The organism is Stieleria tagensis (assembly GCF_024129865.1).
GTDB classification, from domain to species: Bacteria; Planctomycetota; Planctomycetia; order Pirellulales; family Pirellulaceae; genus Stieleria; species Stieleria tagensis.
This window is the reverse complement of the sequence record NZ_JAMYFE010000018.1, coordinates 103,425-127,769: the sequence shown is the minus strand read 5'-3', so window position 1 is coordinate 127,769 and position 24,345 is coordinate 103,425. Positions and strand designations below refer to the sequence as shown.

At 55.7% G+C, this 24,345-nt stretch carries 20 protein-coding genes; 6 read left to right on the top strand and 14 right to left on the bottom strand.

Annotation, left to right across the window (positions count from 1 at the left end; all coding sequences use genetic code 11):
- The first annotated feature begins 25 nt into the window (after positions 1 to 25).
- Positions 26 to 952 (top strand): hypothetical protein, encoded by a 927-nt coding sequence (locus tag NHH03_RS02815; RefSeq protein WP_253154221.1) that lies wholly within the window; start codon positions 26 to 28, stop codon positions 950 to 952.
- 120 nt (positions 953 to 1,072) lie between these two features.
- Here NHH03_RS02815 and NHH03_RS02810 read toward each other — a convergent pair whose 3' ends face one another.
- Positions 1,073 to 3,187 (bottom strand): vWA domain-containing protein, encoded by a 2,115-nt coding sequence (locus tag NHH03_RS02810; protein WP_253154220.1) that lies wholly within the window; start codon positions 3,185 to 3,187, stop codon positions 1,073 to 1,075.
- 261 nt (positions 3,188 to 3,448) lie between these two features.
- On the opposite strand from NHH03_RS02810, the gene NHH03_RS02805 reads away from it, so the two are divergent.
- Positions 3,449 to 4,108 carry a metallophosphoesterase family protein gene (locus tag NHH03_RS02805; protein ID WP_253154219.1) on the top strand — a complete coding sequence of 220 codons (660 nt, stop codon included), beginning with the start codon at positions 3,449 to 3,451 and terminating at the stop codon, positions 4,106 to 4,108.
- 59 nt (positions 4,109 to 4,167) lie between these two features.
- Here NHH03_RS02805 and NHH03_RS02800 read toward each other — a convergent pair whose 3' ends face one another.
- Positions 4,168 to 4,821, bottom strand: a complete 654-nt coding sequence (locus NHH03_RS02800; RefSeq protein ID WP_253154218.1) for a PEP-CTERM sorting domain-containing protein — start codon at positions 4,819 to 4,821, stop codon at positions 4,168 to 4,170.
- A gap of 405 nt (positions 4,822 to 5,226) precedes the next feature.
- On the opposite strand from NHH03_RS02800, the gene NHH03_RS02795 reads away from it, so the two are divergent.
- A complete protein-coding gene (locus NHH03_RS02795) occupies positions 5,227 to 7,287 on the top strand; it encodes a hypothetical protein (RefSeq protein WP_253154217.1) in 2,061 nt (686 codons plus the stop codon).
- Between the two features lie 436 nt (positions 7,288 to 7,723).
- Here NHH03_RS02795 and tmk read toward each other — a convergent pair whose 3' ends face one another.
- Both tmk and NHH03_RS02785 read right to left on the bottom strand, forming a co-directional pair.
- A complete protein-coding gene (gene tmk, locus NHH03_RS02790) occupies positions 7,724 to 8,359 on the bottom strand; it encodes a dTMP kinase (RefSeq protein WP_253154216.1) in 636 nt (211 codons plus the stop codon).
- A 654-nt stretch (positions 8,360 to 9,013) separates the two neighbouring features.
- Positions 9,014 to 10,042 carry a helix-turn-helix transcriptional regulator gene (locus NHH03_RS02785; protein WP_253154215.1) on the bottom strand — a complete coding sequence of 343 codons (1,029 nt, stop codon included), beginning with the start codon at positions 10,040 to 10,042 and terminating at the stop codon, positions 9,014 to 9,016.
- A 229-nt stretch (positions 10,043 to 10,271) separates the two neighbouring features.
- On the opposite strand from NHH03_RS02785, the gene rsmG reads away from it, so the two are divergent.
- Complete coding sequence (gene rsmG / locus NHH03_RS02780) at positions 10,272 to 10,943, top strand: 16S rRNA (guanine(527)-N(7))-methyltransferase RsmG (RefSeq protein ID WP_253154214.1); 672 nt, start codon at positions 10,272 to 10,274, stop codon at positions 10,941 to 10,943.
- Between the two features lie 14 nt (positions 10,944 to 10,957).
- Here the strand turns inward: rsmG and NHH03_RS02775 are convergent, their stop codons facing one another.
- The 5 genes from NHH03_RS02775 to NHH03_RS02755 form a co-directional block, all read right to left on the bottom strand.
- Positions 10,958 to 11,926 carry a UDP-glucuronic acid decarboxylase family protein gene (locus NHH03_RS02775; protein ID WP_253154213.1) on the bottom strand — a complete coding sequence of 323 codons (969 nt, stop codon included), beginning with the start codon at positions 11,924 to 11,926 and terminating at the stop codon, positions 10,958 to 10,960.
- Between the two features lie 36 nt (positions 11,927 to 11,962).
- The gene (gene panC, locus NHH03_RS02770; RefSeq protein ID WP_253154212.1) at positions 11,963 to 12,826 is read right to left on the bottom strand and encodes a pantoate--beta-alanine ligase; all 864 of its coding nucleotides are present in this window, start codon (positions 12,824 to 12,826) and stop codon (positions 11,963 to 11,965) included.
- 217 nt (positions 12,827 to 13,043) lie between these two features.
- Complete coding sequence (locus tag NHH03_RS02765; protein WP_253154211.1) at positions 13,044 to 13,463, bottom strand: bifunctional nuclease family protein; 420 nt, start codon at positions 13,461 to 13,463, stop codon at positions 13,044 to 13,046.
- Between the two features lie 93 nt (positions 13,464 to 13,556).
- Complete coding sequence (glgB, locus tag NHH03_RS02760; protein ID WP_253154257.1) at positions 13,557 to 15,806, bottom strand: 1,4-alpha-glucan branching protein GlgB; 2,250 nt, start codon at positions 15,804 to 15,806, stop codon at positions 13,557 to 13,559.
- 142 nt (positions 15,807 to 15,948) lie between these two features.
- Positions 15,949 to 16,674, bottom strand: a complete 726-nt coding sequence (locus NHH03_RS02755) for a ribonuclease HI (protein ID WP_253154210.1) — start codon at positions 16,672 to 16,674, stop codon at positions 15,949 to 15,951.
- Between the two features lie 393 nt (positions 16,675 to 17,067).
- Here NHH03_RS02755 and NHH03_RS02750 point away from each other — a divergent pair, with 393 nt between their 5' ends.
- Positions 17,068 to 17,454, top strand: a complete 387-nt coding sequence (locus NHH03_RS02750; protein WP_253154209.1) for a YkgJ family cysteine cluster protein — start codon at positions 17,068 to 17,070, stop codon at positions 17,452 to 17,454.
- Between the two features lie 88 nt (positions 17,455 to 17,542).
- Here NHH03_RS02750 and rsmA read toward each other — a convergent pair whose 3' ends face one another.
- Complete coding sequence (gene rsmA / locus NHH03_RS02745; RefSeq protein WP_253154208.1) at positions 17,543 to 18,454, bottom strand: 16S rRNA (adenine(1518)-N(6)/adenine(1519)-N(6))-dimethyltransferase RsmA; 912 nt, start codon at positions 18,452 to 18,454, stop codon at positions 17,543 to 17,545.
- 12 nt (positions 18,455 to 18,466) lie between these two features.
- Positions 18,467 to 19,081, bottom strand: a complete 615-nt coding sequence (locus NHH03_RS02740) for a riboflavin synthase (RefSeq protein WP_315861421.1) — start codon at positions 19,079 to 19,081, stop codon at positions 18,467 to 18,469.
- 178 nt (positions 19,082 to 19,259) lie between these two features.
- Between NHH03_RS02740 and eno the strand changes: the two genes are divergently transcribed.
- On the top strand, positions 19,260 to 20,546 hold the full coding sequence (eno, locus tag NHH03_RS02735; RefSeq protein WP_253154206.1) for a phosphopyruvate hydratase: 1,287 nt from the start codon (positions 19,260 to 19,262) through the stop codon (positions 20,544 to 20,546).
- 108 nt (positions 20,547 to 20,654) lie between these two features.
- On the opposite strand, the gene NHH03_RS02730 is transcribed toward eno, so the two are convergent.
- The 3 genes from NHH03_RS02730 to NHH03_RS02720 all read right to left on the bottom strand — a co-directional run bounded on the left by NHH03_RS02730 (position 20,655) and on the right by NHH03_RS02720 (position 24,256).
- Complete coding sequence (locus tag NHH03_RS02730) at positions 20,655 to 21,722, bottom strand: NAD(P)/FAD-dependent oxidoreductase (protein WP_253154205.1); 1,068 nt, start codon at positions 21,720 to 21,722, stop codon at positions 20,655 to 20,657.
- A 180-nt stretch (positions 21,723 to 21,902) separates the two neighbouring features.
- Positions 21,903 to 23,699: a LamG-like jellyroll fold domain-containing protein gene (locus tag NHH03_RS02725; protein WP_253154204.1), complete on the bottom strand. Its 1,797-nt coding sequence runs from the start codon at positions 23,697 to 23,699 to the stop codon at positions 21,903 to 21,905.
- Positions 23,699 to 24,256, bottom strand: coding sequence for an RNA polymerase sigma factor (locus NHH03_RS02720; protein ID WP_253154203.1), 558 nt, complete (start codon positions 24,254 to 24,256; stop codon positions 23,699 to 23,701). The genes NHH03_RS02725 and NHH03_RS02720 overlap by 1 nt, the downstream gene beginning before the upstream one ends.
- Positions 24,257 to 24,345: the final 89 nt, after the last annotated feature.

Genomic DNA, 24,345 nt, shown 5'->3' with positions numbered 1-24,345 from the left:
ACACCGATTGCAGTTGAGTTCAAACATGATTGCAGAAAAAACGGATCTCGAAACCTATGTCGTAACGCAACTGCGACGGCGGGAGCGACCAATCGAATCTTATTTTATGACCGGGGCCGTGTCTGGAAGCCTGTGTTACTTGGTGCCATCGCTCATTTTCCTTTGTCTTCCGGAAGTCTATCTCACGCTAAGAAACGGCGGCTACTTCTACTTTTTTCCAGTGAATGCTCTGTGCTTGCTTGCCTTCGGCGGAGCCTGCTTCGGCGTCACCGTGTTCTGGGTCTTATCGATCTCTGTTGCAAAGCTCCGCGTGACATTTGACGGTTCGCGAACCGGTTTCTATGTCGGCTATCTTGCTGGTGCGTTGTTCGGCGCGGTTGTGTTGGCGATTCCACTGCTGGCAACGAATCGCTGGAGTTTTGAGTGGGTGATGTCACTCTACACGCGTGAGATCAACGGTTCCGCCATCCTCTGCGGCTCGCTAGGCGCGGTGCTGGGTTCAATTTTCGGTGGGCTCCTCACTCGCCCCGTTGCTTCGGCTGCACAAACGCCGAAGCCATACTTCGTTGACAATACCGGTCAATGGAGAGAATTAATTCTGCCGTTTTCCCAATCCGATGAACCAATGCGTCGCCAATCTGAGGAGCGGTTCCAATTCAGCATCTGTCGAATATTGTTTCTCACAGCCGCAATCGCTTTGATGTTTTCCATTCCACGATTGATCCGTCTCCAAATGATGGCGATTCCGGCTTTGTCTAGCCTTGCCAATCTAGACCTGATTCTGGCCGTACACTCGGTAGCAGTCTCACTTTTGATCCTGCCCTACCTGGTTTGGGTCACCTTTCGTGGTCCGCAGGCTTTCGCGCGACTGGCATGTGCATGGACCCAGTGCCGGCGCCGTCGCCAAGAATTTTGGACAGGGCCTTTGGGGCGTGACGCTCCCAATCCTTAATGATTTCATGCGCTGGTGAAACTACGCCATAGGGATCGGCAGTTCCATCGGTTTAGTGCCGAGTGGCGCCATCGACGGTTGAAGCCCATATAGAAGACCGTGGCCTGTGCTGGAAACGTTTTACAGTTTCGGCACCGGACGCGTCGGCGCTTTCTTTAACATGCGTTTCATGTCGTCCTTGGGAGGACGGGGGTTGTTGTTATTGCCCGGATTTCGTTGTGCGGGCGGTGACAGATCGGTGAAATCCTCGGTCCACTTCCAGCCAATCGGAACTTCCAGTTCCTTTTCAGCCAATAGTTGCCACGGCGTGCCGGGGTGCTCTTGGACGACCGCTTCTAACAACATCCGCGCGGTTTCCGCTTCGCGTTTCCACTTGCTGCCGACGGTGACTTCATCGCTCGGTTCCAAGATCCAAGTGTTGTTCTTTTCTTTTTCAAACGCCATTCCCAGTTTGGCTTTGGCCAGCATTGCGTTGTAGGTTTCCGTCCGGACCTTTTGTGCCAAGACGCGGCCCATGGCCAGATCGTAGCCCGCGCGCCAGCGTGGACTGGTTTCATTCTCACGCTGTTTCATGCCGGGTTGCAACGTCAACGCCATTTGCATCAGCGGTTGTTCCAGCCGCGCGGCGTCCTGTTGAGCGCGTGTTAGATCCGCAGCCAAACGCGCTTGTTCGGTGCCGATGAAACGCAGACGCGGACGGGTGATGCCGGTCACCGGCTTCATTTGTGCTGCGGTGACCAAGGCATTGCGGAGCGGGCTGGATTTGACTTTGGTGACATAATCGCGAGGCGATAGATAATCCGGTCGGTAGCGAGCCATTGCGACCGGGTCAAAGAAGTATTCCATCTCGGATGCATAGGCCGCGACGTCGCGCTTTTGCACGCGTCGAGCGACGTTCCGGTTGGGGTGAACGTTAAAGTAGATTCCGCCGGTTTCGTAACTCAATCGGGTCAGCGCATAGGGGCCGAAACCACTATCAATCGTCGGTTCTTCTTCAAAGTTCGCGGTGAACGGCAAATTCACCCGTTCCGGCAAAAACGATTCCGGCCCTTGATCGACCGAAGCCCACTGGGGTGTTTGGTCAAATTTGGGGTCCGGGTCGATGTATTTGACCAACGTTTCGCGACGGCCAAATGGGGCGGGGACTCCGATCACATGAACTGGCATACCATACTTGCGACAGACCTCGATCGCGTCTTCGACTTGGTTTTCGTCATCACCTCGTTCGTCGGTCACGACAATCAGCATCACGTTTCGCTGGGGGCCGTTTCCGCCGCGACTTTGACGCAGTGATTTGTAGTTGTCAGCGGCGCTCTTTACAGCCGCAAACACACGTTCGACGCCCGAGGAATCGGTTTCGATATTATCGACGATCTCTTTGACCTCTTGAACGTCTTCGGTCGGCGTTTCCGTGTACAGCGTGATTTTGTCGCCGAAGCCGATCACTGAGTTCAGTAGGCGAGCGTCATGATTCATGCCACGACGTTTGGCAGCGGCCTGTTGGTCATCTTTCGAATGGGCGTCGGCCACGATTCCCAGTTCATCGTAGATGCGATCAAATCGATCGCGAATCTCACGCCGTTGGCGGTGCAACGATCCACTTTGGTCGAACAACCAGACAACCAGGGTCGGGCGTTCTTCCATCGATTTAAGAATTTCAAATGTCAATCGATCCACTGCACCGGCTGCACCGGTTGCCCCTTCGCCGACGGTGCCTTTTTGATTGGTCAGCCGATCCATCGGAGCCATTGGCTGTGAAAAGATCCGATTGACTTCGATCTTGCCTAAATCACTTTGCTCCAGCTCGACCGGGCTGGGGATTTCAGCGACTTCGGCAAACATTTCTGCCGACGCGTCTGCCATGTCAGAATCTGCGGTGCTGTTGGCACCGACTTCGATTTCCGGAATCTCGCTGTAGACGACTTCTTCGATCAGCGGTTCGGACTGTGTTTCCACCGGGGGCGAGACCAACACCACGGCTTGTTCGTCCTTGAACGTCCGCGTCGGCATGATGGCCAGCGAGACGATGATCAAGACGTGCACGGCCATACTACCGAAAAAGGCCGCCGATTCATCGGTCTGTAGAACCGGCTCCTCCTCCATTTCCTCCTCGTCCCAGGCATCGACCGGCTGGGCTTCGGCCGCTGGAATATTTGCGTCAGCGGGCACAGGCGAACCGGCAGACTCCGACGGATTTCCGTCGCGATTGGACCTGGGAGGTTCAGTGCTGCTCATGCTAATATCCGATCCTGGAAGACTTGCCGAGAACATTTGAAACAGTGTTCGCGTGTAAACCTAGTGTGGCTCACTAGACAGTGTCGCTGAGCTTTCACTAACTTTCAACGCAGAAAAGGGTTAATCGACGGCTCACCAGCCCCTCCCTCTGTCGATTGAACGTCGACAAGGGGCGATTTGTACCCATTTTATCGCATTTGGGGGGGCACGGCGATTTGGCCGCTCCATTTGGTTCAACACACCGGCTTGGTAGGAAGATTTGTGACGCATCGATTGATCGCAATTGGAGACATTCACGGGTGTCGTACCGCTTTGGAGACGTTGCTGGAGGCAATTAATCCGGCCAGTTCCGACACGATCGTTACCCTGGGTGACTACGTCGACCGCGGGCCCGATTCCAAAGGCGTCATTGACACCTTGATTGACCTAGGCAATCGCACCCAATTGGTAGGGATTATTGGCAATCACGAAGAAATGATGTTCGAAGTGCTGCAGCGCGGCGGTTCCCACCATGCCTGGTTGCGATACGGCGGTCTGGAAACGCTGGAGAGCTATGGATTCAACGGTGATTTGAATTTTTTGCCGCCGGATCACCAGAGTTTTTTCGATTCACTTGGTGATTATTACTCGGTCGAAGACTTCTTTTTCACCCACGCCGCCTACGACCCCGAGGTGCCGCTGCCCGAACAAGAGATTGAAATGTTGCGCTGGCACTCGTTGACCGATGGCATCCCACCGCAACACCAGGACGGGCAAACCGCTGTCGTCGGACACACGGCGAATCGCGAGGGAGAAATCGTCGATTCTGGCCACCTGATCTGTCTGGACACCTATTGCTATGGCGGCGGTTGGTTGACCGCAATGGAAATGAATTCCAGGCAAGTCTGGCAAGCCAACCAGAAAGGTCAATTGCGGCAGTGAAACCAGCAATCTTCCTGTCGCTGGGCTCTGTGAGCCCGGACCATTGACGATCCATCACATTAGCGACGACGACGCAGGCAAGCTCCGCCGGCGAGAATCGTCAGCAACGCCACGGACGCCGGCTCGGGAATCGCAACCGCACCGACTGTGATGGATCCGGTGTTCGTACTCCAGTCAGTCTCTTCCAAAAATTCATTAAGAAAAACTGAATCATCAGTGTTGACTGAAACTTCGAACTGGTTTCCTGCGGCGTCGGCGGCGGTAGCTGAACCCAAACTGTGCGACAGATCGAAGGATGCCAGTAGCTTTGAAGTGGCTATGGGGACGCCGTTGAGGTCCTCGTCGAAATCATACAGAGTGAGTGTGTTGCCACCGTTAAAGTCAACGGTGCTTCCTCCACTGGCAATTGCATCGCTAGTTAGTGCGAACACATAATCTGTGTCCATCAAGAACGCTTCTGATTGAAGAGCGGCGAACTGCAAGGTCGTACCCACGGTTGCGGCGACCGGGGTGATCTCCAAAAACAATTCAAAATACGACAACGATTCGCTGGGATCGTCGTTCTCAATCATCACATCCAGCGTCAAATTCCCATCGGCTGTGATCGTGCCACTGCCAATGGTCAGCACGAAGTCCGCTCGTGCAGCGGGCGCGGTGAATAAGAATCCGATCGCGACTGTGGCGAGCAGACGAGAGAAAAGTGGTGAGGGCATCTGTGTTATTCCGACGAAAGCGTGACCGTTGACTGCCCCCGCGCAGAACCGACCAATACGAATCTCAACCACGTCAGACTAGTCACTGTCGGCCCCTGAATCGAACGGATTCTGCGGCTCAGGCAAATGTTTCTGCGGCCGGTGGTCGCTAAAATCGATTCTGTTCGTCCCGACACTCACGTCGACGCACTGCTGGCGATTGCGGCGCGCTACACTGGTGAAGCCCTTACGCCCCCGTTTTCACGTTGCGTTTTTATCACAACCCCACGCGACAGCGAGGGATTTAGGGTGTTAACGGGATCCCCCGCCTCCAATTTCCGGTCGTCACGAATGAGTCTCCTTTTGGCACACGCTCTGACGCTTCGCTCTGCCGGTAGAGGTCGGGTCCCCCCTTTGGTGCGGCAGATGAGCGTCGCCGCTGTCGTCCGTGGCTGTTATTTGGCGACGGCCATCGTGCTCGGACTAGGCCAGACGGCGCTGGCTGGGATGAGCAGTGAAAATGTCGTTGTGGTGGTCAACGGTGGCTCAGCCGTCTCGCGCACGCTGGCGAACCACTACGCCGATTTGCGACAGATTCCGACCAAGAACGTGATCGTTTTGAATCAGGTTCCCGAGGGGCTGGTGATCGATTTGGACCCGTTCCGCGATCAGATTTTGAAACCGGTGTTGGCTGAGATCAATGCGCGTGGGATCGCGTCGAGTGCTCGCGTGATCGCTTACTCGGCAGATTTCCCCACTGCCGTGCGGATCCCCACTCATACCGAAAAAATCACCGACGAAGCGACCAAGAAGTACCAGGGGGCGGCGGCATCAATCACCGGGCTGACCTACTTTTATCGCTATGTCTTGTCGGACGAACCAGGGTACCTCAGTTTTGGCGCGAACCTGTATGCCCGCGGGAAATTCATCCGCCACTTTATCAATCCGTTTAGCGGAGAAACGAAAGCGGAATTCGAGCAAGCGAATCAGTTGCTGGAGGAACAAAAGTTTGCCGAGTCAGCAGTGATTTGGCAAAAGCTGCAACAGGCACATCCCGATATGCCTGCGATCGCAATCCGCGCCGCCGAGGCGTTGTCGCAAGACGACCAGTCCGCCAAAGCCGTCGAAATGATTCGCGCGGCGATCAAAGCCGGTTGGTGGTCGGCAAGATACTTGCAAGAAACCCCGTCGTTGCAATCGCATCTGGATGATCCAGCAATCGCCAAAACAATGCCGCTGTTGGATGATAGCCCCACCATCTGGCAGGGACCCGAAGCGTTTTCAGCGAGTGTCGGGTGGACGTTGTCCGGCAGCCGAGTCTCGCTGAAACAAGGCGGCATTCCCTACCTGTTGTCCTGCACCCTTGCCGTTGTCGATCCGCGCGGTTCGACCCTCAGCGGCGCGGTGAGAATCTTGCAGCGATCCAGTGGTTGTGATCGCACCTTCCCCGCCGGACGGTTCGCGTTCGCCGGCGGCAAAGGCGTGCGCGCGACGACTCGCTTTCCCAGCGTGGTCGATGCAATCGTGTATCTGCAAGAGCATCAATTCGAAACCGAGATCTTTCGCGGTGGGTTGCCTACCAAAGCGGGGCCAATCGCTGGACTAATGGTGGGCGCGGCAACCGTCGACGTCTACGCAGCGCCCTGGACGATGGTGCCTGGCGCAATTGCCGACAACCTGACCAGCTATGGCGGAGCTTTCAACGTCGCCGGGCAAACCAAGCTGACGGATTTTCTGAGTGCCGGTGCGGCCATGTCCAGCGGTGCTGTGGCCGAACCCTATTCGTTGCCATTTAAATTCCCGACGCCGATGATGTACGGTTACTATGCACGCGGACTCTCCGCAATCGAATCGTTCTACCAATCGATCGCATCGCCCTACCAACTGTTGATCGTCGGTGATCCGCTGGCCCAGCCGTTTAGTCGTGTTCCCGACGAAATTGTCGACTTTCAATTGATCACCGAAGGCACCAAGCGAATCCGGATGTCTCGTCGGTCGCTGGGTTTGAAGGTTCCCAAAACACCAACGCGGACGATCGAAGTTTCCATCGATGATCGCCGGTTTAAAACCACGCCACCGGTTCCCAACATCGAAGTCAATTGGCCCCCCGATTCGTCCGGTGTTTTTGATTTGCGAGTCACTCTGACGGGGCTAGACCGTACCGAGCCGCGAGTGTCGTTTGTCGCTGAAATCGATGTTCAGGGCGATCATCCCGCGCCGGTTGCCGAACTCGCGCAGCCACCGCAGCGCTCCGAAACTGACGCCGACGACGGCAGCAACGCAGCGCCGATCGAAATTCAGCTCCGCTGTCCTGGGGCTAACAAAATTGACATTCTGCACTGGGGAACAACCGTCGCCACACTGGATGGTGACGATGGAACCGTCACAGTCGAAACCAAATCACTAGGCGGCGGGCCATTGCGGTTTCAACCGCTGGCGCATTTTGATCAGACCAAAGTACGCGGCGCAACCCTCGTCGCACGCTAACTGTAGCTGGCCTGCTGCGTTTTGAAGCCAGCGCTTTTAGCAGGCAGGAGCGACGGTGCTGTGGTCGCCTCCGTTCTTTTAGGCAACCACCTCGGCTGTCCGCCGGTTCTCAATCGCGGCGCGATGGCATTCGTTAGCCAGGGGTGAAACCCCTGGATTTAGCGACGACATACCGCGCAGTCGCGGAGCGAACGACATTCTCTACCGCCCCTCCGGGGCTCGTTGATATTCTTTGACGATCAAGGCCTGGGGCTGACGCCACCAGGCTATCGACTCCCGTCGCTCCGCGACTCAATCACGCTGAATCCGGCGACTAACGCCGCCGGCAGTACATGTGCCGCCCGCTGGGATTAAGAAAGCGCTGGCTTCAAATCCTCTACAGCCAGGCAATTCATTCGATCTCGTTGGATCGACGCAGCGATCGGCGACAATGATTTCAGGCGCCATCTAAATAAGATTTCACGGCGGCACGCAAATCGGCTTGGACTTGTTCCAACGGCTGATCCGCGTTGACCACTGCCGTGCAGCGGCTTGCTGAGGGCAATTGGGTCAAATAGGCTTGGCGGACCGCTTCCATGTACTCTGCGCCACGGGACTCCATCCGATCGGCTGGACGTCCGATGCGTTGCAATGCGGCCGCAGCGGGCATGTCCAGCAAAATCGTTAAATTCGGTCGCAGGCCACCATTGGCCAAATCACCCATTTGCCACAGCAATTCGGGCGAAATCGTCTGCTCCGTTTCACTGACGCTTTGATACACCACGTTTGCCAGCAAAAACCGGTCTGAGATCACGCTGGTGCCTGCCGCAAGCGTGGGTTTGATGGTGCTTTCGACCATCTCACAGCGACTGGCCATAAACAGCATCGCCTCGGTTCGGCGGTGCATACTCAGCCGACTATCGAGCAATAATTCCCGCAATTTGGCTCCAATTTCCGAACTTCCAGGGTCTCTCGTGCGAACATGACTCAGTCCCAGACTGTCCAGATAGTCAGCCAAACCGTCGATTTGGGTTGTTTTTCCAACGCCGTCGATACCGTCGATTGCGATGAAATGGGCGGGTTGTTTTGGCATGTGGCAGCGGGAAAACGACAGAAAAAGAAGTATCACCTCGGCAGCCGCACAATTGCACACTTGCCAGCACGCGATGATAGGGGTTAATGGAGCGTAGCCGGCTTCGGAAATGAAGTGGGCTTATCCAGATGTGGTCAAACAATGGGTTTTGGTAACCCGAAGCGTCAGCGAGGGATCCCGTTAACACCCAAAATCCCTCGCTCACGCGTCGGGTCACAACAAAAGCGAAGCTTCAATATGGAACAACTGCGGTGCTTTTCCAGCCAAACACAAATTTCTCTGTAAACGGCTCATTTTGGTGCCTTTGTAAATTTAAGCTTGATTAATGCCGACTGAAGGGATAGATTCTTTCCCTTGGGGCCGCTCGTCTAAGAATTCTTCTAATCAGGAGTGGGTGATGAATTCAACTAGTCTCGTTCGCTTTATACGATCCTGTCCGACCTGCGGACGCCGAATTCAAATTCGTGGATCACTGTTAGGTCGCATGGTGGCGTGCCGACATTGCAACGCCGAGTTTGTCGCCTCGGCCTCTGATGAGCTAGTCGGTTGCGTTGACGACGCACAACGATTGATGGATCGCGTGGAATCGATGTTGCTCCGCACGGACCCAGGTGCAACTGGCACGACCGACGCGCCTCAAATGACAGGTTGTGATCACTGATCGGTGTGATTTTGCTGATACGTTTCGGCCATCAATCGCACCGCGTCGGCGATGGTGGTACGAAATTCTGCTGGTTCAATCACCTCTGCATCCGCCCCAAGCGACAGCACTTTGGGCAACAACTCCCGCGGATGCGATGCGGGGACCGTCAGGATGGATGATTGATCGTCTGCGTCTTCTAGTAGTTGCTCGGGGTGCCAAGGGTCCTCGCGAACGTAGGCGGCACTGCGTTTGCCCAATTTGATCCGCACCAGAGTCGGGGAGTCGCCAGAAAAGATGCCGATGCTACGACCCAGGTATTTCGACAGATCAATTTCCGGATCGGGTTTGAAGTAATCGTCCAGCAGCGTGGCGTGTTGGAATCGATCGAGCTTCCAGTTTCTTAGCCGTTGATCGCTCTCGGTCACCTCCGGCGCAGCTGCGATCACGTAGATGCTGCTTTGATACACCGCCAAGCCATACGGCTCGATTTTCCGCGTCGAAACCGGTTTGCCGATCGACTGGTATTCGATTTCGACCACTCGGTGCTCCAGAATCGCCCGATTGATCGTTTTCAACATGCCTTCTTGGCGTTCATACGATTTTGTGGGTGACCCAAACACGTGCAGCGCTGCCCGGTAACGCGCGTAATGGTCAAAGACTCCGTTGGGCACGGCTTCCTGAACTTTATTCCAGAAAGTCTCGATTCCCCGCCAATATTGCGTGCCCATCAGTGGATACAGCAGCTCGCGGCCGATCGACAGGGCGATCAATTCGGTTGCCGAAATACCGATTTCGTGGACGTCGGTCGTATTCTGCCCCAGTTTAAAAACGCGTCCGCGTTGCACGGTTTCCGACTGGATGTCAAAACCGGCCGCTTGCAGCGCTTCCAAGTCACGCCGCACCGTTCGTTCATGCAGTTTGGTCAGCCCCAGATCGGCGACCAGGTCCCCGCGCAGCTCTTCCAAAGTGCGGCCGAAGCGCGACAGTTCCAAAAGCTGGAGCAATTTGTGTTGACGAATGAGTTGTTCGTTACGAGCCATCTGGGATTCGTTTCCGTACGTTTCGTGACCGCAAAATGGCTGCGGCTATGGAGATACTGATTTTATCGGTGCAGCGATTCTACGCGGCACAGACCTGGCGGAGCAGTGGTGTGTGCGTCTGAGACCTCAATTCGCTTGCCGTCAATTCGCTTCGGCGTGTTCCCAAACGACTGCAATTACATCATCATGCATCTGACAAAAAGTTTTATTCATTTACGACAGCTAGCCCATGCCACTGGATCCCGATTTCGCCGCAGCCTTGGAAAACCACTCCGTTGAGTTGGATGAGAGTGTTGCCGAGCAGTTGCAAGCCTACGCTTTGGCGATGTGGCGGTGGAACGAGCAATTGAACCTGACGCGTCATACGACCTGGGATCTGTTCGTCGGGCGTGATCTGCGGGATTGTTTGCAGCTGGCGCCGATCTTGGATCCGGCCGAAGAGGTTTTGGATTTGGGCAGTGGAAACGGTATCCCCGGCATTCCATTAGCCATTTTGCGTCGCGACATCGACGTTTCGTTGGCCGAATCGGTGGCCAAGCGTGCCAGCGTCTTAGGTGAAATCATTGCCGAACTTGATTTGCCGGTGCCGGTCTATTCCGCGCGCGGCGAAGATCTGTTGACGGACTTTCGTTTCAGCAGCCTGGTGTGCCGCGCCGTCGGTAGCATCACCAAACTCTGTCGCTGGATCGAACCGCACTGGTCCAGCGTCGATCGGATGCTGTTGATCAAAGGCCCCAAGTGGGTCGAAGAACGAAGCGAAGCACGCCATCACGGGTTGATGGGTAATTTGCAATTACGCAAGATCGCATCGTACCCGTTGGGTGATGACGCCGAAGAAGACCAGGGGGCGATCGTCCAGATCTGGCCCAAGAGTCGCGAACTGCCCATGAAAATCAGCTAAATCGCTTTGGCAGTTCAGCTGTAGTTCGGCGTCGGTGGTCGGTAGTCGCCCAAATCGATCGATTGGAACCACTCAATCGTTTGTTTCAATCCATCGGCCAACTTGATTTTAGGTTCCCAACCCAGTTCTCGTTTGGCCAACGAAATATCTGGGCGTCGACGTGTCGGGTCGTCCGAGGGCAACGGTCGTTGCACCAACTTGCTAGAGGAACCCGAGAGCTCGATCACCAATTCGGCCAGTTCGCGAATCGTGAATTCATCGGGGTTGCCAATGTTCACGGGGCCGACAAAGTCGTCATGGTTCATCATCGCAATGATTGCGGTCACCAGGTCATCGCGATAGCAGAACGATCGCGTTTGTGATCCGTCGCCAAAGATCGTGATGTCTTCGCCGACCAGTGCTTGGCGAATGAAATTACTGACCACGCGACCATCAAAAGGATGCATTCGCGGTCCATAGGTGTTGAAGATTCGCACGATGCGAACGTCAACCCGGTTGCTGCGGTGATAATCCATAAACAAGGTTTCCGCCGCCCGCTTGCCTTCGTCATAGCAAGCACGGATGCCGATCGGATTGACACTGCCGCGATACGATTCGACCTGTGGATGAATTTCAGGGTCGCCGTAAACTTCACTGGTGCTGGCTTGCAAAATTCTGGCACCACAGCGTTTAGCGATGCCCAGCATATTGATCGCCCCCATCACGCTGGTCTTCATCGTCTTGATCGGGTTGTATTGGTAATGTCCCGGCGCGGCCGGACAAGCCATGTTGTAGACCTGGTCGACTTCCAAAAAAATCGGCAGCGTGATGTCGTGCCGAATCAATTCGAAATTGGGACGATCCAGCAGATGGGCGACGTTGGACTTTTGACTGGTAAAGAAATTATCCAAACAAATCACGTCGTGTCCTTGGTCGACCAAGCGTTCACACAGATGTGAGCCGAGGAACCCTGCGCCGCCGGTGACCAAGATGCGTTCAATCATCAATTCAAACAAGTTAGAAGGAGACGAATTTGTTGATCAGGTTGTACGCGGCCAGAGGCGATTGTCAATCAACCGAGTCGATCCGACATGCGCCGCGATCAAGGCCACCACGGCGCCACTAATCTTGTCGACTGGTTGCAAAGATCGCCAATCCACCACCGTCGCATAGTCAATTGAATCGACACCTTGGTGGGAATCGCCACCGTCCAAGACCGACCGCATTTGTTGTTCAATGATCCTAGGATCGGTTTCACCTGTGGCCAGTTGCGATTCGGCTCGATCCAGAGCCTGGCTCAACCGCAACGCTCGGGATCGCTCGGAAGGATTCAAGTATCGATTTCGACTGCTCATTGCCAGCCCATCGGGATCGCGCACAATCGGACAACCAATGATTTCGATGGGCACATTTAAATCGCGTACCATCGACTCGATCACACGCAACTGTTGATAGTCTTTTTGGCCAAAGAAAGCATGTGTCGCCGGAATCAAATGAAACAGTTTCAGCACGATCGTCGCGACGCCTTGAAAGTGTTCCGGACGATACTGGCCTTCCAAACATCGTGCGACGTCCGGTGGTAACACCGCTGTGCTATATCCAGGCGGGTAGATGACTTGCGGTTCGGGTAGAAACACTGCGGCCGCGCCCGATGCCGCCAATCCTTCCAAGTCCGCCTCCAATGTCCGCGGGTACTTGTCCAGATCCTCACCCGGAGCGAACTGAGTCGGATTGACAAAAATCGTAGCGACGCTGTGATCGCAATACTGCTGGCTCGCGTTGACCAACGAAAGGTGTCCCGCATGCAGCGCGCCCATCGTCGGCACCACTCCCACGCTCGCCCCTTGGCGACGCAGCCCCCAAACAAACGCATAGACTTGTTCGGGGGTCTTTAAGATCTGCATGTCGATGTTGCGGTAAAAAACGTGGGACAGGCCAGCGCGTCTCGAAGCTGTGATTTTATCGCAACCCGACGCGTGAGTTTAGAAGTTGCGCTTTGATGGTAGCCCGACGCGTCAGCGAGGGATTTAAGGTGTTAACGGGATCCCTCGCTGACGCGTCGGGTTACCCAAAAAAATGCCTGACGCGAAAGCGCAACTTCACAACGCGGGTGCGGCACCACTAGGGCATGCTGGAGGTGGCTTCGTCCAGCACATGTTCGGCGACAAAGATTGGCAGCGGCGGCGAGAAGGTCACCGCGACCGCAATCGCATCACTCGGCCGCGAATCGATTTCGATCATCTCCCCATCATCGGTTTCTAACTTCAAATGGGCATAGTAGGTCTGATCACTCAGATCGCTGATCACCACGCTATGCACTGTCGCCCCAAGTGCTTCGGCCGTTCGGACCACCAAGTCATGCGTTAACGGCCGCGGTGGTTGATAACCATCTTCTTTGACACGGCGATCGATGTTGGTCGCTTCAAAAATTCCGATCAAAATCGGAAACTCGCGTTCGCCATCGACCTCGCGCAAATAAATGACTTGGCTTTCGGTGAGCTCGGAAATAATGATCCGAGCAAGTTGCATTTGGACTGGCATCTGTAAAACCGGTCGGGACTCAAAGCCGTGTGACGTGACGCAGCTGATGATTTTAACATTGATTGCTGGGCAGATGCACGGGTGGGGGCACCACTAGTTTTCCAACCGGAACATGGTCACGCCCAGTGGCGGCAAGTCAATGGTGATGCTGTCGGGACGGCTGTGGTGTTCGACGCCGGTCGTTGTACAGCCCGGGTAGTTCCCAACATTGCTGCCGCCGTAGCGGTCCGAGTCGCTATTGAAAATTTCTTTCCAAAATCCGCTTTTCGGGACACCGATTCGGTAGCCTCGGCGGACGACGGGGGTGAAATTGCAGCAGACCAAAATGGGATCGGTTCCCTCCAGTCCCTTTCGCAGGTACACCAGCGTGCTCTCTTGCCAGTTCATGCAATCGACCCACTCAAAACCGTCGCCGCTGAAATCCAGTTGATGCAGCGCTGGATGAGTCACCACCAATTGATTCAGATCCGAGACCAGTTCTTGGATGCCGCGATGCGTTTCAAAATCCAGCAGCAACCAATCGGGACCATCGTCATGGTTCCATTCGTTCCACTGAGCCAGTTCGCCCCCCATGAACAACAGTTTTTTGCCCGGATGAGTCCACATGTAGGAATACAGCAGTCGCAGGTTTGCGAACTTTTGCCACATGTCGCCAGGCATCTGGCTGATCAATGACCCTTTGCCGTGGACGACTTCATCGTGCGACAGTGGCAGCATGAAATTTTCTGTGAACGCATAAATCATGCTGAACGTCAGTTCATTCTGATGATGACCGCGGTGAATCGGCTCTTTATGCATGTAGTCCAAGGTGTCATTCATCCAACCCATGTTCCACTTGTAGGTGAAACCGAGCCCGCCGTCATAAATCGGACGCGATACGCCCGGCCAAGCCGTCGATTCTTCGGCGATCGTCACCACGCCGGGATGGTGTTCGTGAACGGCGACGTTGAATTCGCGCAGAAACTCGATCGCTTCTAAGTTTTCTCGACCGCCGTATTGGTTGGGAATCCATTCATCGGCTTCGCGACTGTAGTCCAGGTACAACATCGATGCCACCGCGTCGACACGCATCCCGTCGATGTGATACTTTTCCAACCAGAACATCGCGTTGGCGATCAGAAAGTTCCGGACTTCATTTCGTCCGAAGTTGAAGATCATCGTGCCCCAGTCCGGATGTTCGCCTTGTCGCGGGTCGGCGTGTTCGTACAACGCGCTGCCATCGAATCGGCGCAATCCATGTGCATCTTTGGGGAAGTGAGCCGGTACCCAATCGACTAACACACCGATGTTGTTTTGGTGCAGGTAGTCGACGAAGAACATGAAGTCTTCGGGGGTTCCGTGGCGACTGGTGGGAGCAAAGTAGCCGACGGTCTGGTAGCCCCATGATCCGGTGAAGGGGTGCTCGGTCACCGGCAATAATTCGACGTGAGTGAAATTCATGCGGTGACAGTAGTCGACCAAGCGGCGCGCCAGGTCACGGTAATCCAGCCAACCGTGAGTGCGACCGCGGCCTTTCTGCCAACTTCCCAAGTGGCATTCGTAAACGTTCATCGGAGCATGCATCGGATCGACGCCGGCACGTTTCTCCATCCACTCGCTGTCGTCCCATTTGTGTTTGCCCAGGTCGGTGATGATCGACGCGGTCAACGGCGGCAGTTCTGCGGCAAAGCCACAGGGGTCGGTCTTGTCGACCCAGTGTCCGTTACAATCAAGAATCCGGAACTTGTACTTCTGGCCCTCTTTGGCGTTGGGGATGAACAATTCCCAGATGCCCACCGACTGATCCAGTTTGGCTTGATGGGCGCGGCCGTCCCAGCCATTGAAATCGCCGACGACTTGGACGATTCGTGCATTGGGAGCCCAAACGGCGAAATTAACGCCGTCGGTTTTGTCGACCGTACGCAGTTGGGCGCCCAGGGATTCGAACAGCCGGTGATGCTTTCCCTCGCCCAGCAGATAGCGGTCATAGTCGGTCAAAATCGAGGGAACGGAGTAGGGATCCTGCGTCTCAATTACTTTGCCGGTCTTGTCAGCCATTTGAATTCGATAATTGGGGTGCGGCGGTGATGTCGTTGCATCATTATGCCCGATTGTCGAGCCGTCGACCGACAAGTCGCATATGGCTTCGAAAAATCCCGCTGGATGCAGTTTACGCATCGGACGACGCTTTCCGCTGGCCCGGTCGACCACCCAAGCCGACTGCGCCTCCGGCAGGAAGCTGCGAATCGCCGTGGCCGGCGTGCCTCGATAATCGACGCGGTGAGCGCCCAAAATGGAACCGGGATTCTCCATGTCACCGCCCACGAGTCGTCCGAGATCGGTGAGTGAAAGTTGGGTTTGCATGGTCAAGCGAAAACTGGATCCGAGAGAAAATGGAGCAAGCACGGGCCGCAGATTGGCACAGGGACTGCGAACCTGTGGGTGAATTCGAGGGCGACGTTCGCCCCGCAAAAAACAGGCGTGTGACCGTCGGCGGAAGATCGATTCAAGTCGATTCCAGATCTTCCGCCGTAAACCGCCCGCGTCGTCGTGGCACCCGCGGCGAGGGTGATGCCGCGCCGCGACCGAGCAGCAAACCACGCAATCGGTCACTCGGTGCCGGCACTGCTCCCGAATGGCCTGCTCCAGTAGGCAGGCTGGGGCGGTCCACCCGCAACTGTGGCGATTCAGCCGCTGGAGCTGCCGGTTCGCGTTGGCCGTGGCTGACCAGACAGGAACTGACCAGACAGGCTTGCACGCGGTGGATCGCCAAGGCGTGATCAATCCGACGCCACAAATCCGCGTGCTGAACATCGATCCGACGACCGAAGTGTTCCCACATGAAATTGTTTTGCCGCCAGCGTGGTAACGAGTTTGACAGTGAACGAATCAAGTAACGATTGTTACTCAACAACGTCACACCACTGGGGCCTTCGACGGCCTCCAGCCCACGCACGGCGGCCAACAGAGTCAAGCGGTTTAAATCGCCAACCTCGTGATCGTCCGCTTCCAAAATCAATTCCCCGTCGGCAGCCTCAAGCGTGAAGTGCCAGCGTCCATCGACCAGTGTGGTCGAGTGGGCATTGCATACCAGCAAGTAATCCGTTTTGATCGCGGCGGTCTGGTGGGAGGGGAGTCCAGGTTTGGGCACGGCAATCGGCGGATTATGAAGGGCTCGGTTATGCGACATCAGCGAACTGCCGACGGGGTCCAACGGGTAGGAAAGCTTCACGGCAATTAGCTCCGTTAGCGTTGCTTTGAAAATGCACGTCGGACGATCGCCGAAAACAAGGCACGACTGCGGGCGTTGGGGAGGGAGACCTGCAGTCGAGCTTGCCGTGCAAGAGTTGAACTCGTCAAACTCTGCCGCACCGCCAAAGTTTGTCCAGTGGTTTTTCCTTCGCCTGTTTAAAGACGGGTGATATGATTCGGCGATCCGTTACAATCGGCGCGTGATCGCGTTTGACGGTTCGGTTTTCTGCTGACTTCGTCCGACATCGCACGCCGATGCAACGCACACTCGCGCCGCCCCTATCCGTCACCCCCCTGATACCGATTTCTAACCCGCAACATGGCCGGCAAAAAATCAGCCTCTCGCTCTCGCGCCCCGTGGTACAAAAACGGCTTGCGATTCGAATGCACCCAGTGCGGTGCCTGTTGTAGCGGCGAACCCGGTTTCGTCTGGGTGGATGAAGACGAAATCAGCGGCATGGCCGCTGCGATGAACCTGTCGATCGATCAGTTCGAGTCGAAGTTTATCCGACGCGTCGGTGCGCAAAAGAGTTTGATGGAATACCCCGACGGCGATTGCATCCTGCTGGATCCGGAGAACCGCACCTGTCTGGTCTACCAAGCCCGTCCGGTCCAATGCCGGACATGGCCGTTTTGGGATTCCACGCTGGAATCAAAAACCGCGTGGAAAGAAACCTGCGAGGAATGCCCGGGTGCCGGCAACGGCAAGCTGTATTCGTTGGCCGAGATCGAAGTCCAACGGAAAGAAAAAAGCGTTTAGGATCACGCCGGGAGTTTCCCCTGCGGTGTCGCATCGTTGCAGGCCCCGCCAAGGATCCGACCGACGTTGCCCCAGCCGGGGCCTGCCATTAGCCTTGCTGCGCTTCGGCCTGTCGCAGCGCCTCGACCAAGGCTTGGATTTGTGCGACCGTCAACTCCTCGGCTCGAGCGGTCTCGCCATGCCCCAGCGATTGTAGAACCTGATCGACCTGGTTCTTGTTCAACCGATTTTTCATCGCGCTAATGACATTGCTACGCAAGTATTTCCGACGGTGAAAAAACAGCGCGCGGACGGTTTGATGGAAATAATCCAGGTCCGGAATCGCGTCGCGCCGCTCGCGGTCGAGCACCAGTCGAATCACCGCGGAATCGACTTTGGGACGAGGCCAAAACACCTTGGGGCCAAGTACTCGGACGATTTCGGCATCACACAGCGACTGAATCCAGATGCTTAGCGCGCTGTAATCCTTGGTGCTGGGTACGGCAACGATTCGATCTGCCAACTCCTTCTGGATGGTCACCACCATCGCGTCCGGTGTCGGGGTTTCGTGCAACAAGTTGGAGATGATCGGAGTGGCGACGTTGTAGGGCAGATTGGCAACCAACAAGAACCGTGCTTCGTCACCGATTCGGGCCATCGCGTCTGCGATCAGTTCCATCAAATCACCGCGAAGGGCATTTTTGTTTCGCAGTGCATCGCCTTGGATCAGTTTGACGTTTAGCCGCCCGGCCAATTCTTCGCTGGCCAACTGGTGTAGGTTCAAATCAATCTCAACCGATAACACCGCGCCGGCCAGGTCCGACAATCGCGATGTCAAAGAACCGACGCCGGTCCCGATTTCCAACACCACATCCGTTTTTCGCAGTTCGGCGGAATTCGCAATCAGATCGACCAGGTTCAGATCAATCAAAAAGTTCTGGCCATATTTCGAAACCGGGCGCAAACCGGCTGCGGCCAGTCGCTTTGAAAGGTAAGACGCCGTTTGACGGGGTTCATTCACGAGTGAGCTGTATCAGGTAGATGGTTGCGGTTGGTCGTGCAGCAATCCGAGTGAGCGCTGCACATATTTGGCCAATAGATCGGTTTCCAGATTCACCGCGTCGCCGATTTTTCGCTGCCCCAACGTCGTCACCGATAGTGTGTGCGGGATTAACGCGACGGAAAATGAATCCTGATCAACGTCCACGACAGTCAAACTGATTCCATCGATGGCGATGCTGCCTTTGGCGGCGACCTGCGACGCGTATTGTGGCGGTAGTGAAAATCGCAGATTGGCCCACGGCGGGTCTTCGGATCTTTCGACCAGGCGGCCAAGCGTGTCCACATGTCCGCTGACATAGTGGCCGCCCATCCGGCTGCCGACCGCCAGCGACCGTTCCAAATTGACTTGGTTGCCGGTGACAAGTTGGCCCAAATTGGTCCGCGAAAGCGTTTCTTGGCCGGCTTCGAAATCAAGTGTTTCACCGTCGATGGCGACGACGGTTAGACAGCACCCATTGATACAGATGCTGTCGCCCAAGGATGCATCGGTGGCGACCAATTCAGATCGGACGCGGATGCGTTTTCCCGGTGGATCGTCGACTATTTCAACGATTTCGCCCATCGATTCGACCAGGCCAGTGAACATTGCAGAGTGTGGAACGGCGTAAAAGGCGTCAAAAATACTGGGCGGGTAGCCACTTTGGTCCGCATTGGACAGAATGCCGCCCAATTGGACAAGCGCAGGCGCGCCCGTGTCGTCGCAAAACTGTCCCCACAAAACAATTTCCCGTCTCAACCCACTGATAATCTCGAGAGGTCCTCTGATGACGCTGATCGAAGCGATCCACGCCCGACAAATTTTGGACAGCCGCGGCAATCCCACCATTGAATGCGAAGTCCTGTTGGAAGACGGCGCGCACGGACGGGCCGCCGTTCCCAGTGGTGCCAGCACCGGTGCTCACGAAGCCTGGGAGCTACGTGACGGGGATAAATCCGTGTACATGGGCAAAGGCGTGCAAACCGCTGTGTCCAATGTCAACGAAAAGATTGCCGAAACGTTGCAAGGGATGGACGCGCTGGACCAAGCCGAAATCGACGGTGCAATGTTGTCGCTGGACGGTACCGACAACAAAAGCAACCTTGGTGCCAACGCGATTTTGGGGGTTTCGCTAGCCACCGCACACGCCGCTGCGGCTTCGACCGGCCAGCCTCTGTATCGCTATTTGGGTGGTGTCGGGGCCCGTCTGTTGCCCGCTCCGATGATGAACATCATCAACGGTGGCGAACATGCCGACAACTCGGTCGACATCCAAGAATTCATGGTCATGCCACTGGGCTTTGACCGTTTCAGCGACGCGCTCCGCTGCGGCACCGAGATCTTCCACAATCTGAAAAAGGTCTTGAGCAGCAAAGGCTACAACACGGCCGTCGGTGATGAAGGTGGTTTTGCTCCCGATTTGAAGAGCAACCAAGAAGCCTTGGATGTGATCATGCAAGCGATCGACCAAGCGGGCTACAAAGCCGGCGAACAGGTTTGGATCGCGTTGGATGCTGCATCGACCGAATTCTACGACCGAGACAAGCAAAAGTACTCGATCGACGGCAAGCAGCTTTCCGGCGACGAAATGGTCGACTTCTTGGCCGATTGGTGCGACAAGTACCCGATCTGCAGCATCGAAGATGGCTGTGACGAAGACGACTGGGACACCTGGAAGAAATTGACCCAGCGTGTCGGTGACAAAGTCCAACTGGTCGGCGACGACTTGTTCGTCACCAACGTCACACGTCTGCAAAAAGGCATCGACGAGGGAATTGCCAACAGCATTCTGATCAAAGTCAACCAAATTGGTTCACTGACCGAAACGATCGACGCGATTCAATTGGCCGGTCGCAACGGATACACCGCAGTGACCAGTCACCGTAGCGGCGAAACCGAAGACAGCACCATCGCTGACTTGGCTGTGGCACTGTCCACCGGCCAAATCAAAACCGGTTCGGCTAGTCGTAGTGACCGCATGGCCAAGTACAACCAGTTGCTACGCATCGAAGAAATGCTAGGCGACGCGGCCTTGTACGGCGGACCGGACTTCGCAGCTAAACTCAAGTCGTAAGCTGACTTTTTAGACGCCAACAGCGGAATAGAATCCGCTGCGGACCAAAACGAAACGCGACCGGGGAATGCCCGGTCGCGTTTTTTGTTTTCTGCACGTAATTCGATGCTATTCCAATTCAGCCAAGTAACGCTCGGCGTCCAGCGCGGCCATGCAACCGGTTCCGGCCGACGTGATCGCCTGGCGGTAATAGTCGTCGGCGACGTCACCGGCGGCAAACACTCCGGTCACCGACGTGTGGGTGCGGAACGCTTTCGTCCAGCGGATGTAGCCGGATTCATTCATCTCCACCGCGCCGTCTAGGAAGCTGGTGTTCGGGGTGTGGCCGATCGCCACAAACATTCCGCCAACTGGCAAATCACGAACCGAATCATCCAGTGTGCTTTTGACCCGCAAGTTGTTGACCAGTTTTCCGTCACCCTGAACTTCATCCACCACGGTGTTCCATAACACTTCGATGTTCGGATGGTTCAGTGCGCGATCCTGCATCACTTTACTGGCACGCATTTCGTCACGTCGGATCAACAGGCTGATCGTTGCGGCGCCTTTCAGATTGGCCAAATAGGTGGCTTCTTCCACCGCGGAATCACCCCCGCCGACGACGGCCAATGGTTTGCCACGGTAAATCGGTAGCGCCCCGTCACAGACCGCACAAGCGCTGACACCTTTATTCTTGTAATCTTCTTCGCTGGGCAGCCCCAAATAGTTGGCTCGTGCACCGGTTGCGATGATCACCGTTTTGGCTTGCACCGTGTCGCCGCCACTGGTGGTCAGCTTGTGCACATCCGATCCAAAATCAACGCTAACGATATCTTCACCGATCACACGGGTCCCAAAGTTCAACGCTTGTTGTTTCATCAACTCCATCAACTCCACCCCTTGCACCGCATAGTGGGGCTGGCCGTCTTTTTCATGGCCTTGCGGTGCCGGCGGTAGATTCCAATGACGGTCTTTATCCACCGCGGATTCGACGAACGCGCGAACGTTTCCCGCTGGAAAACCTGCGTAATTCTCGACTTCAGTGGTGAATGCGAGTTGCCCCAGTGGAATCATCTCGGGTTTCACCGTGCCCTCGTAAACGACGGGGTTCAAATTGGCACGGGCAGCATAGATGGCGGCTGACCAGCCGGCAGGTCCACTGCCGATGATGATTGTTTTTTCGATCTCGTTGCTCACCGGATGAGAACTCCTTGAAGATGATTTGTGCCCGCTAGGGCTGGTGCATTGTGCGCTTCGGCAGGGGATTATAGGACTCGGCTAGCAAGGCTTCCATGCCAGGCAATTCAGGTTCTTCGGAGGGCAGGTGAGCAATCTCATCCAGAACGCGGCGCCGGCGAACGAACTGCCACTGTCCCGCTACGGCTTGCCCGACATCCAGATCGATTCGATTTCAGAATCGTCGAACACACGGTTGGCGATCAGGACTTCGTCGATCGCGCCATAGAAACGCCGCTGCGAGCGTCCGGAACTGCGTCGGATTTCGTCTGCAGAGGCTCCGAAGTTGCCGAGTTCCATAAAGTCCAGCAACAGCGCTGACGTGTTCGTCAGATTGCCGGTTCCAGTTCGAACGCCATTGACATAGTGAACGATATCCCCTGTTTTCACGTTTGCCGTCACAGCAAAACATGACCATTGCCCCCAGTTGTTGGGGTGGATGGCTGAATTAGGGGCGACGGATGTGTGGTACGTCCAGTTTTTGGGGACGTTGCTGCCGTAGCCGACGTTGAAGGCGCTGTTGGTCTGCTGTTGCGTTAATTCCCAACGAACCGTTTGGACATTCGATGTCGACCGTCGTCTCAATGCCTGCTCAATCATCCGATTTCCCGCTGGAGCAAAGCGGGCACGACGAAGTGGAGATTCGGTCATCAGCAGAGACGTGGTTTGTTGCGTCAAAGCGTCGACGCGCGCCCAAACAAGCAGGGTCAGTGCTTGATAGGCACCTGGGACCTGAAACAGGACCCGATCACCGGCGTTGCGATAAAGGATCGCTCGCTTCGACGCCCATCGTCCAGCCGTCCAGTCGCAACCGATGATGACGCCGTCAGTCACATCGTCGCCGTCAGTGGCAATGTTGCGGACTTCCAGAGAGCCCGGATCAGAATCTTCAAAGGTGTAGTGCAGTAGCACCGCGGGGTCATCCGTCAAATCACGAGCCTGTTGCTGCCACCGTTCGTACCGGCGTTTTCCACTTTCAAGCTGTTGTCTCCTTAGGTCAGCGGGCTGCGGAAAACGGTTTGGCGAATAAGCAACCCGCTCTGGACCGACGGCAGTCATCCGTATTGCCTGATGCTCGTTCAAGGCCAGCATGTCTGTCTGCGGGGCGACGATCTCAACCGAACCTTCTAAAACGTGCACTTCAGGCGGTCGGTCACTTCCAACGTCAATGCTAAATGCCGTCCCCACGTCGATCACATCCATGTCTTTGGTAATGATTCGAAATCCACGCCCCATTTCAGTCACAAAGCAACTTGCCGATCCTTCTCGCAGCACCATTTCGTCGGCCGCACGCAACTCAACTTCGGCCGGCCCGCGTAGCAGCAGCCTGACTCCCGAGAGAAATTCAATCTGAACGGTGCCTGCCAAAAGGCGCAAATCGCCTACTGCGAGCGGGTCGCCGATGACCGGTCGCGTTGATCCATGCCACTTTGCATCGACCGATTGACTGAGCACGGCTACCGCTCCAACAGAATCCTCCGACAGCACTGACTCGGTATTACGCGTTGTGTCCACACGAGTTGCAATTTGGTTCGGCACAGGTTCCGCGGGCACGCTGTGCTGGTTTTGCCAATAGAAAACCGTCACCAACAGAAGTGCTGCGACCGCCCCGGCAGCCAGAACGATTGGTTGAAACATGTTTCCGGACATCGATGTTCGCACACGTGGCTCGTTGGCAATCCCGTCCATCACGCGCGATTCAAAATCGGATTCATTCGCGAGACTGCCTATCGGCGCACCGATCAAGTCCTCCAGTTCAAGCCATCGAGGCTCGCTGGACTGCACGGCTTTCAGCTGTCCCAACAGACTGATTTCAGCGACAAACGCACGACGAAAGGTTTCATCCGTGCGAAGTCTTTCTAACGGTGGGGCCAATGCGGTGTCGTCGACGTCTCCCGTCAGCCACGCGCTCAACAGTTTCTGCAGGTCCGCGTCCATCAGCTTATCTCCTTCTGCACGCACTGACGCAATAGCTCATTGGCTCGATAGTGCAGGTTATAAACTGCTCCCACTGAACTGGACATTTCAGCTGCGACGGACTTCGCCTTTTGCCCGTCCAATCCGGCTCGAACGACGCGCCGCATGCGTTCCGGCAAACGACTCACACAACGCAACAGCGATTCGATTGCCGCGTCGGTTTGCTGTTGTGCATGGTGTTCGAGATCCTGCTGGATCACCCTCGAAACCGCTTCGCGAAAGTTCGCTTCGTTGCTGTGGCGACGGACGGCGGCTCGAAAGTGCATCCGAAGTTCATTGCGGGCGATGCCACGAAGCCACGCCCGAAAGTTGCTGCCGGATTCGTATTGTTCCAAATTGCGAAACGCCTTGAGAAAGACTTCCTGAGCCAGATCGTCCATCTCGTCAACGCGATGCAGCTGGCTGCCAAGGTAGCTGCGAATCATCAGGCTATGTTCGCGCACCAGTAAACGGAAAGCTTCACGGTCACCCGATCGAACTTTCTGTAATGCCTGCTGTGTTTCGATTGAATCAGACAACGATGCTCTGCTGTCGAAAGTCCTGTTGACGATGGGACCTCAACTAAAATGCCGGCACCCATTGATTCTCACAACGAAACCACCGATTT

What these genes read in the sequence shown, in the direction of transcription:
- rsmG (WP_253154214.1), top strand. Translation starts at nt 10,272, where the DNA reads ATGCCACTGGATCCCGATTTCGCCGCAGCCTTGGAAAACCACTCCGTT.
- NHH03_RS02815 (WP_253154221.1), top strand. Translation starts at nt 26, where the DNA reads ATGATTGCAGAAAAAACGGATCTCGAAACCTATGTCGTAACGCAACTG.
- NHH03_RS02725 (WP_253154204.1), bottom strand. Translation starts at nt 23,699, where the DNA reads ATGGACGCGGACCTGCAGAAACTGTTGAGCGCGTGGCTGACGGGAGAC.
- NHH03_RS02785 (WP_253154215.1), bottom strand. Translation starts at nt 10,042, where the DNA reads ATGGCTCGTAACGAACAACTCATTCGTCAACACAAATTGCTCCAGCTT.
- NHH03_RS02775 (WP_253154213.1), bottom strand. Translation starts at nt 11,926, where the DNA reads ATGATTGAACGCATCTTGGTCACCGGCGGCGCAGGGTTCCTCGGCTCA.
- tmk (WP_253154216.1), bottom strand. Translation starts at nt 8,359, where the DNA reads ATGCCAAAACAACCCGCCCATTTCATCGCAATCGACGGTATCGACGGC.
- NHH03_RS02800 (WP_253154218.1), bottom strand. Translation starts at nt 4,821, where the DNA reads ATGCCCTCACCACTTTTCTCTCGTCTGCTCGCCACAGTCGCGATCGGA.
- NHH03_RS02795 (WP_253154217.1), top strand. Translation starts at nt 5,227, where the DNA reads ATGAGCGTCGCCGCTGTCGTCCGTGGCTGTTATTTGGCGACGGCCATC.
- eno (WP_253154206.1), top strand. Translation starts at nt 19,260, where the DNA reads ATGACGCTGATCGAAGCGATCCACGCCCGACAAATTTTGGACAGCCGC.
- panC (WP_253154212.1), bottom strand. Translation starts at nt 12,826, where the DNA reads ATGCAGATCTTAAAGACCCCCGAACAAGTCTATGCGTTTGTTTGGGGG.
- glgB (WP_253154257.1), bottom strand. Translation starts at nt 15,806, where the DNA reads ATGCAAACCCAACTTTCACTCACCGATCTCGGACGACTCGTGGGCGGT.
- NHH03_RS02765 (WP_253154211.1), bottom strand. Translation starts at nt 13,463, where the DNA reads ATGCCAGTCCAAATGCAACTTGCTCGGATCATTATTTCCGAGCTCACC.
- NHH03_RS02810 (WP_253154220.1), bottom strand. Translation starts at nt 3,187, where the DNA reads ATGAGCAGCACTGAACCTCCCAGGTCCAATCGCGACGGAAATCCGTCG.
- NHH03_RS02740 (WP_315861421.1), bottom strand. Translation starts at nt 19,081, where the DNA reads ATGTTCACTGGCCTGGTCGAATCGATGGGCGAAATCGTTGAAATAGTC.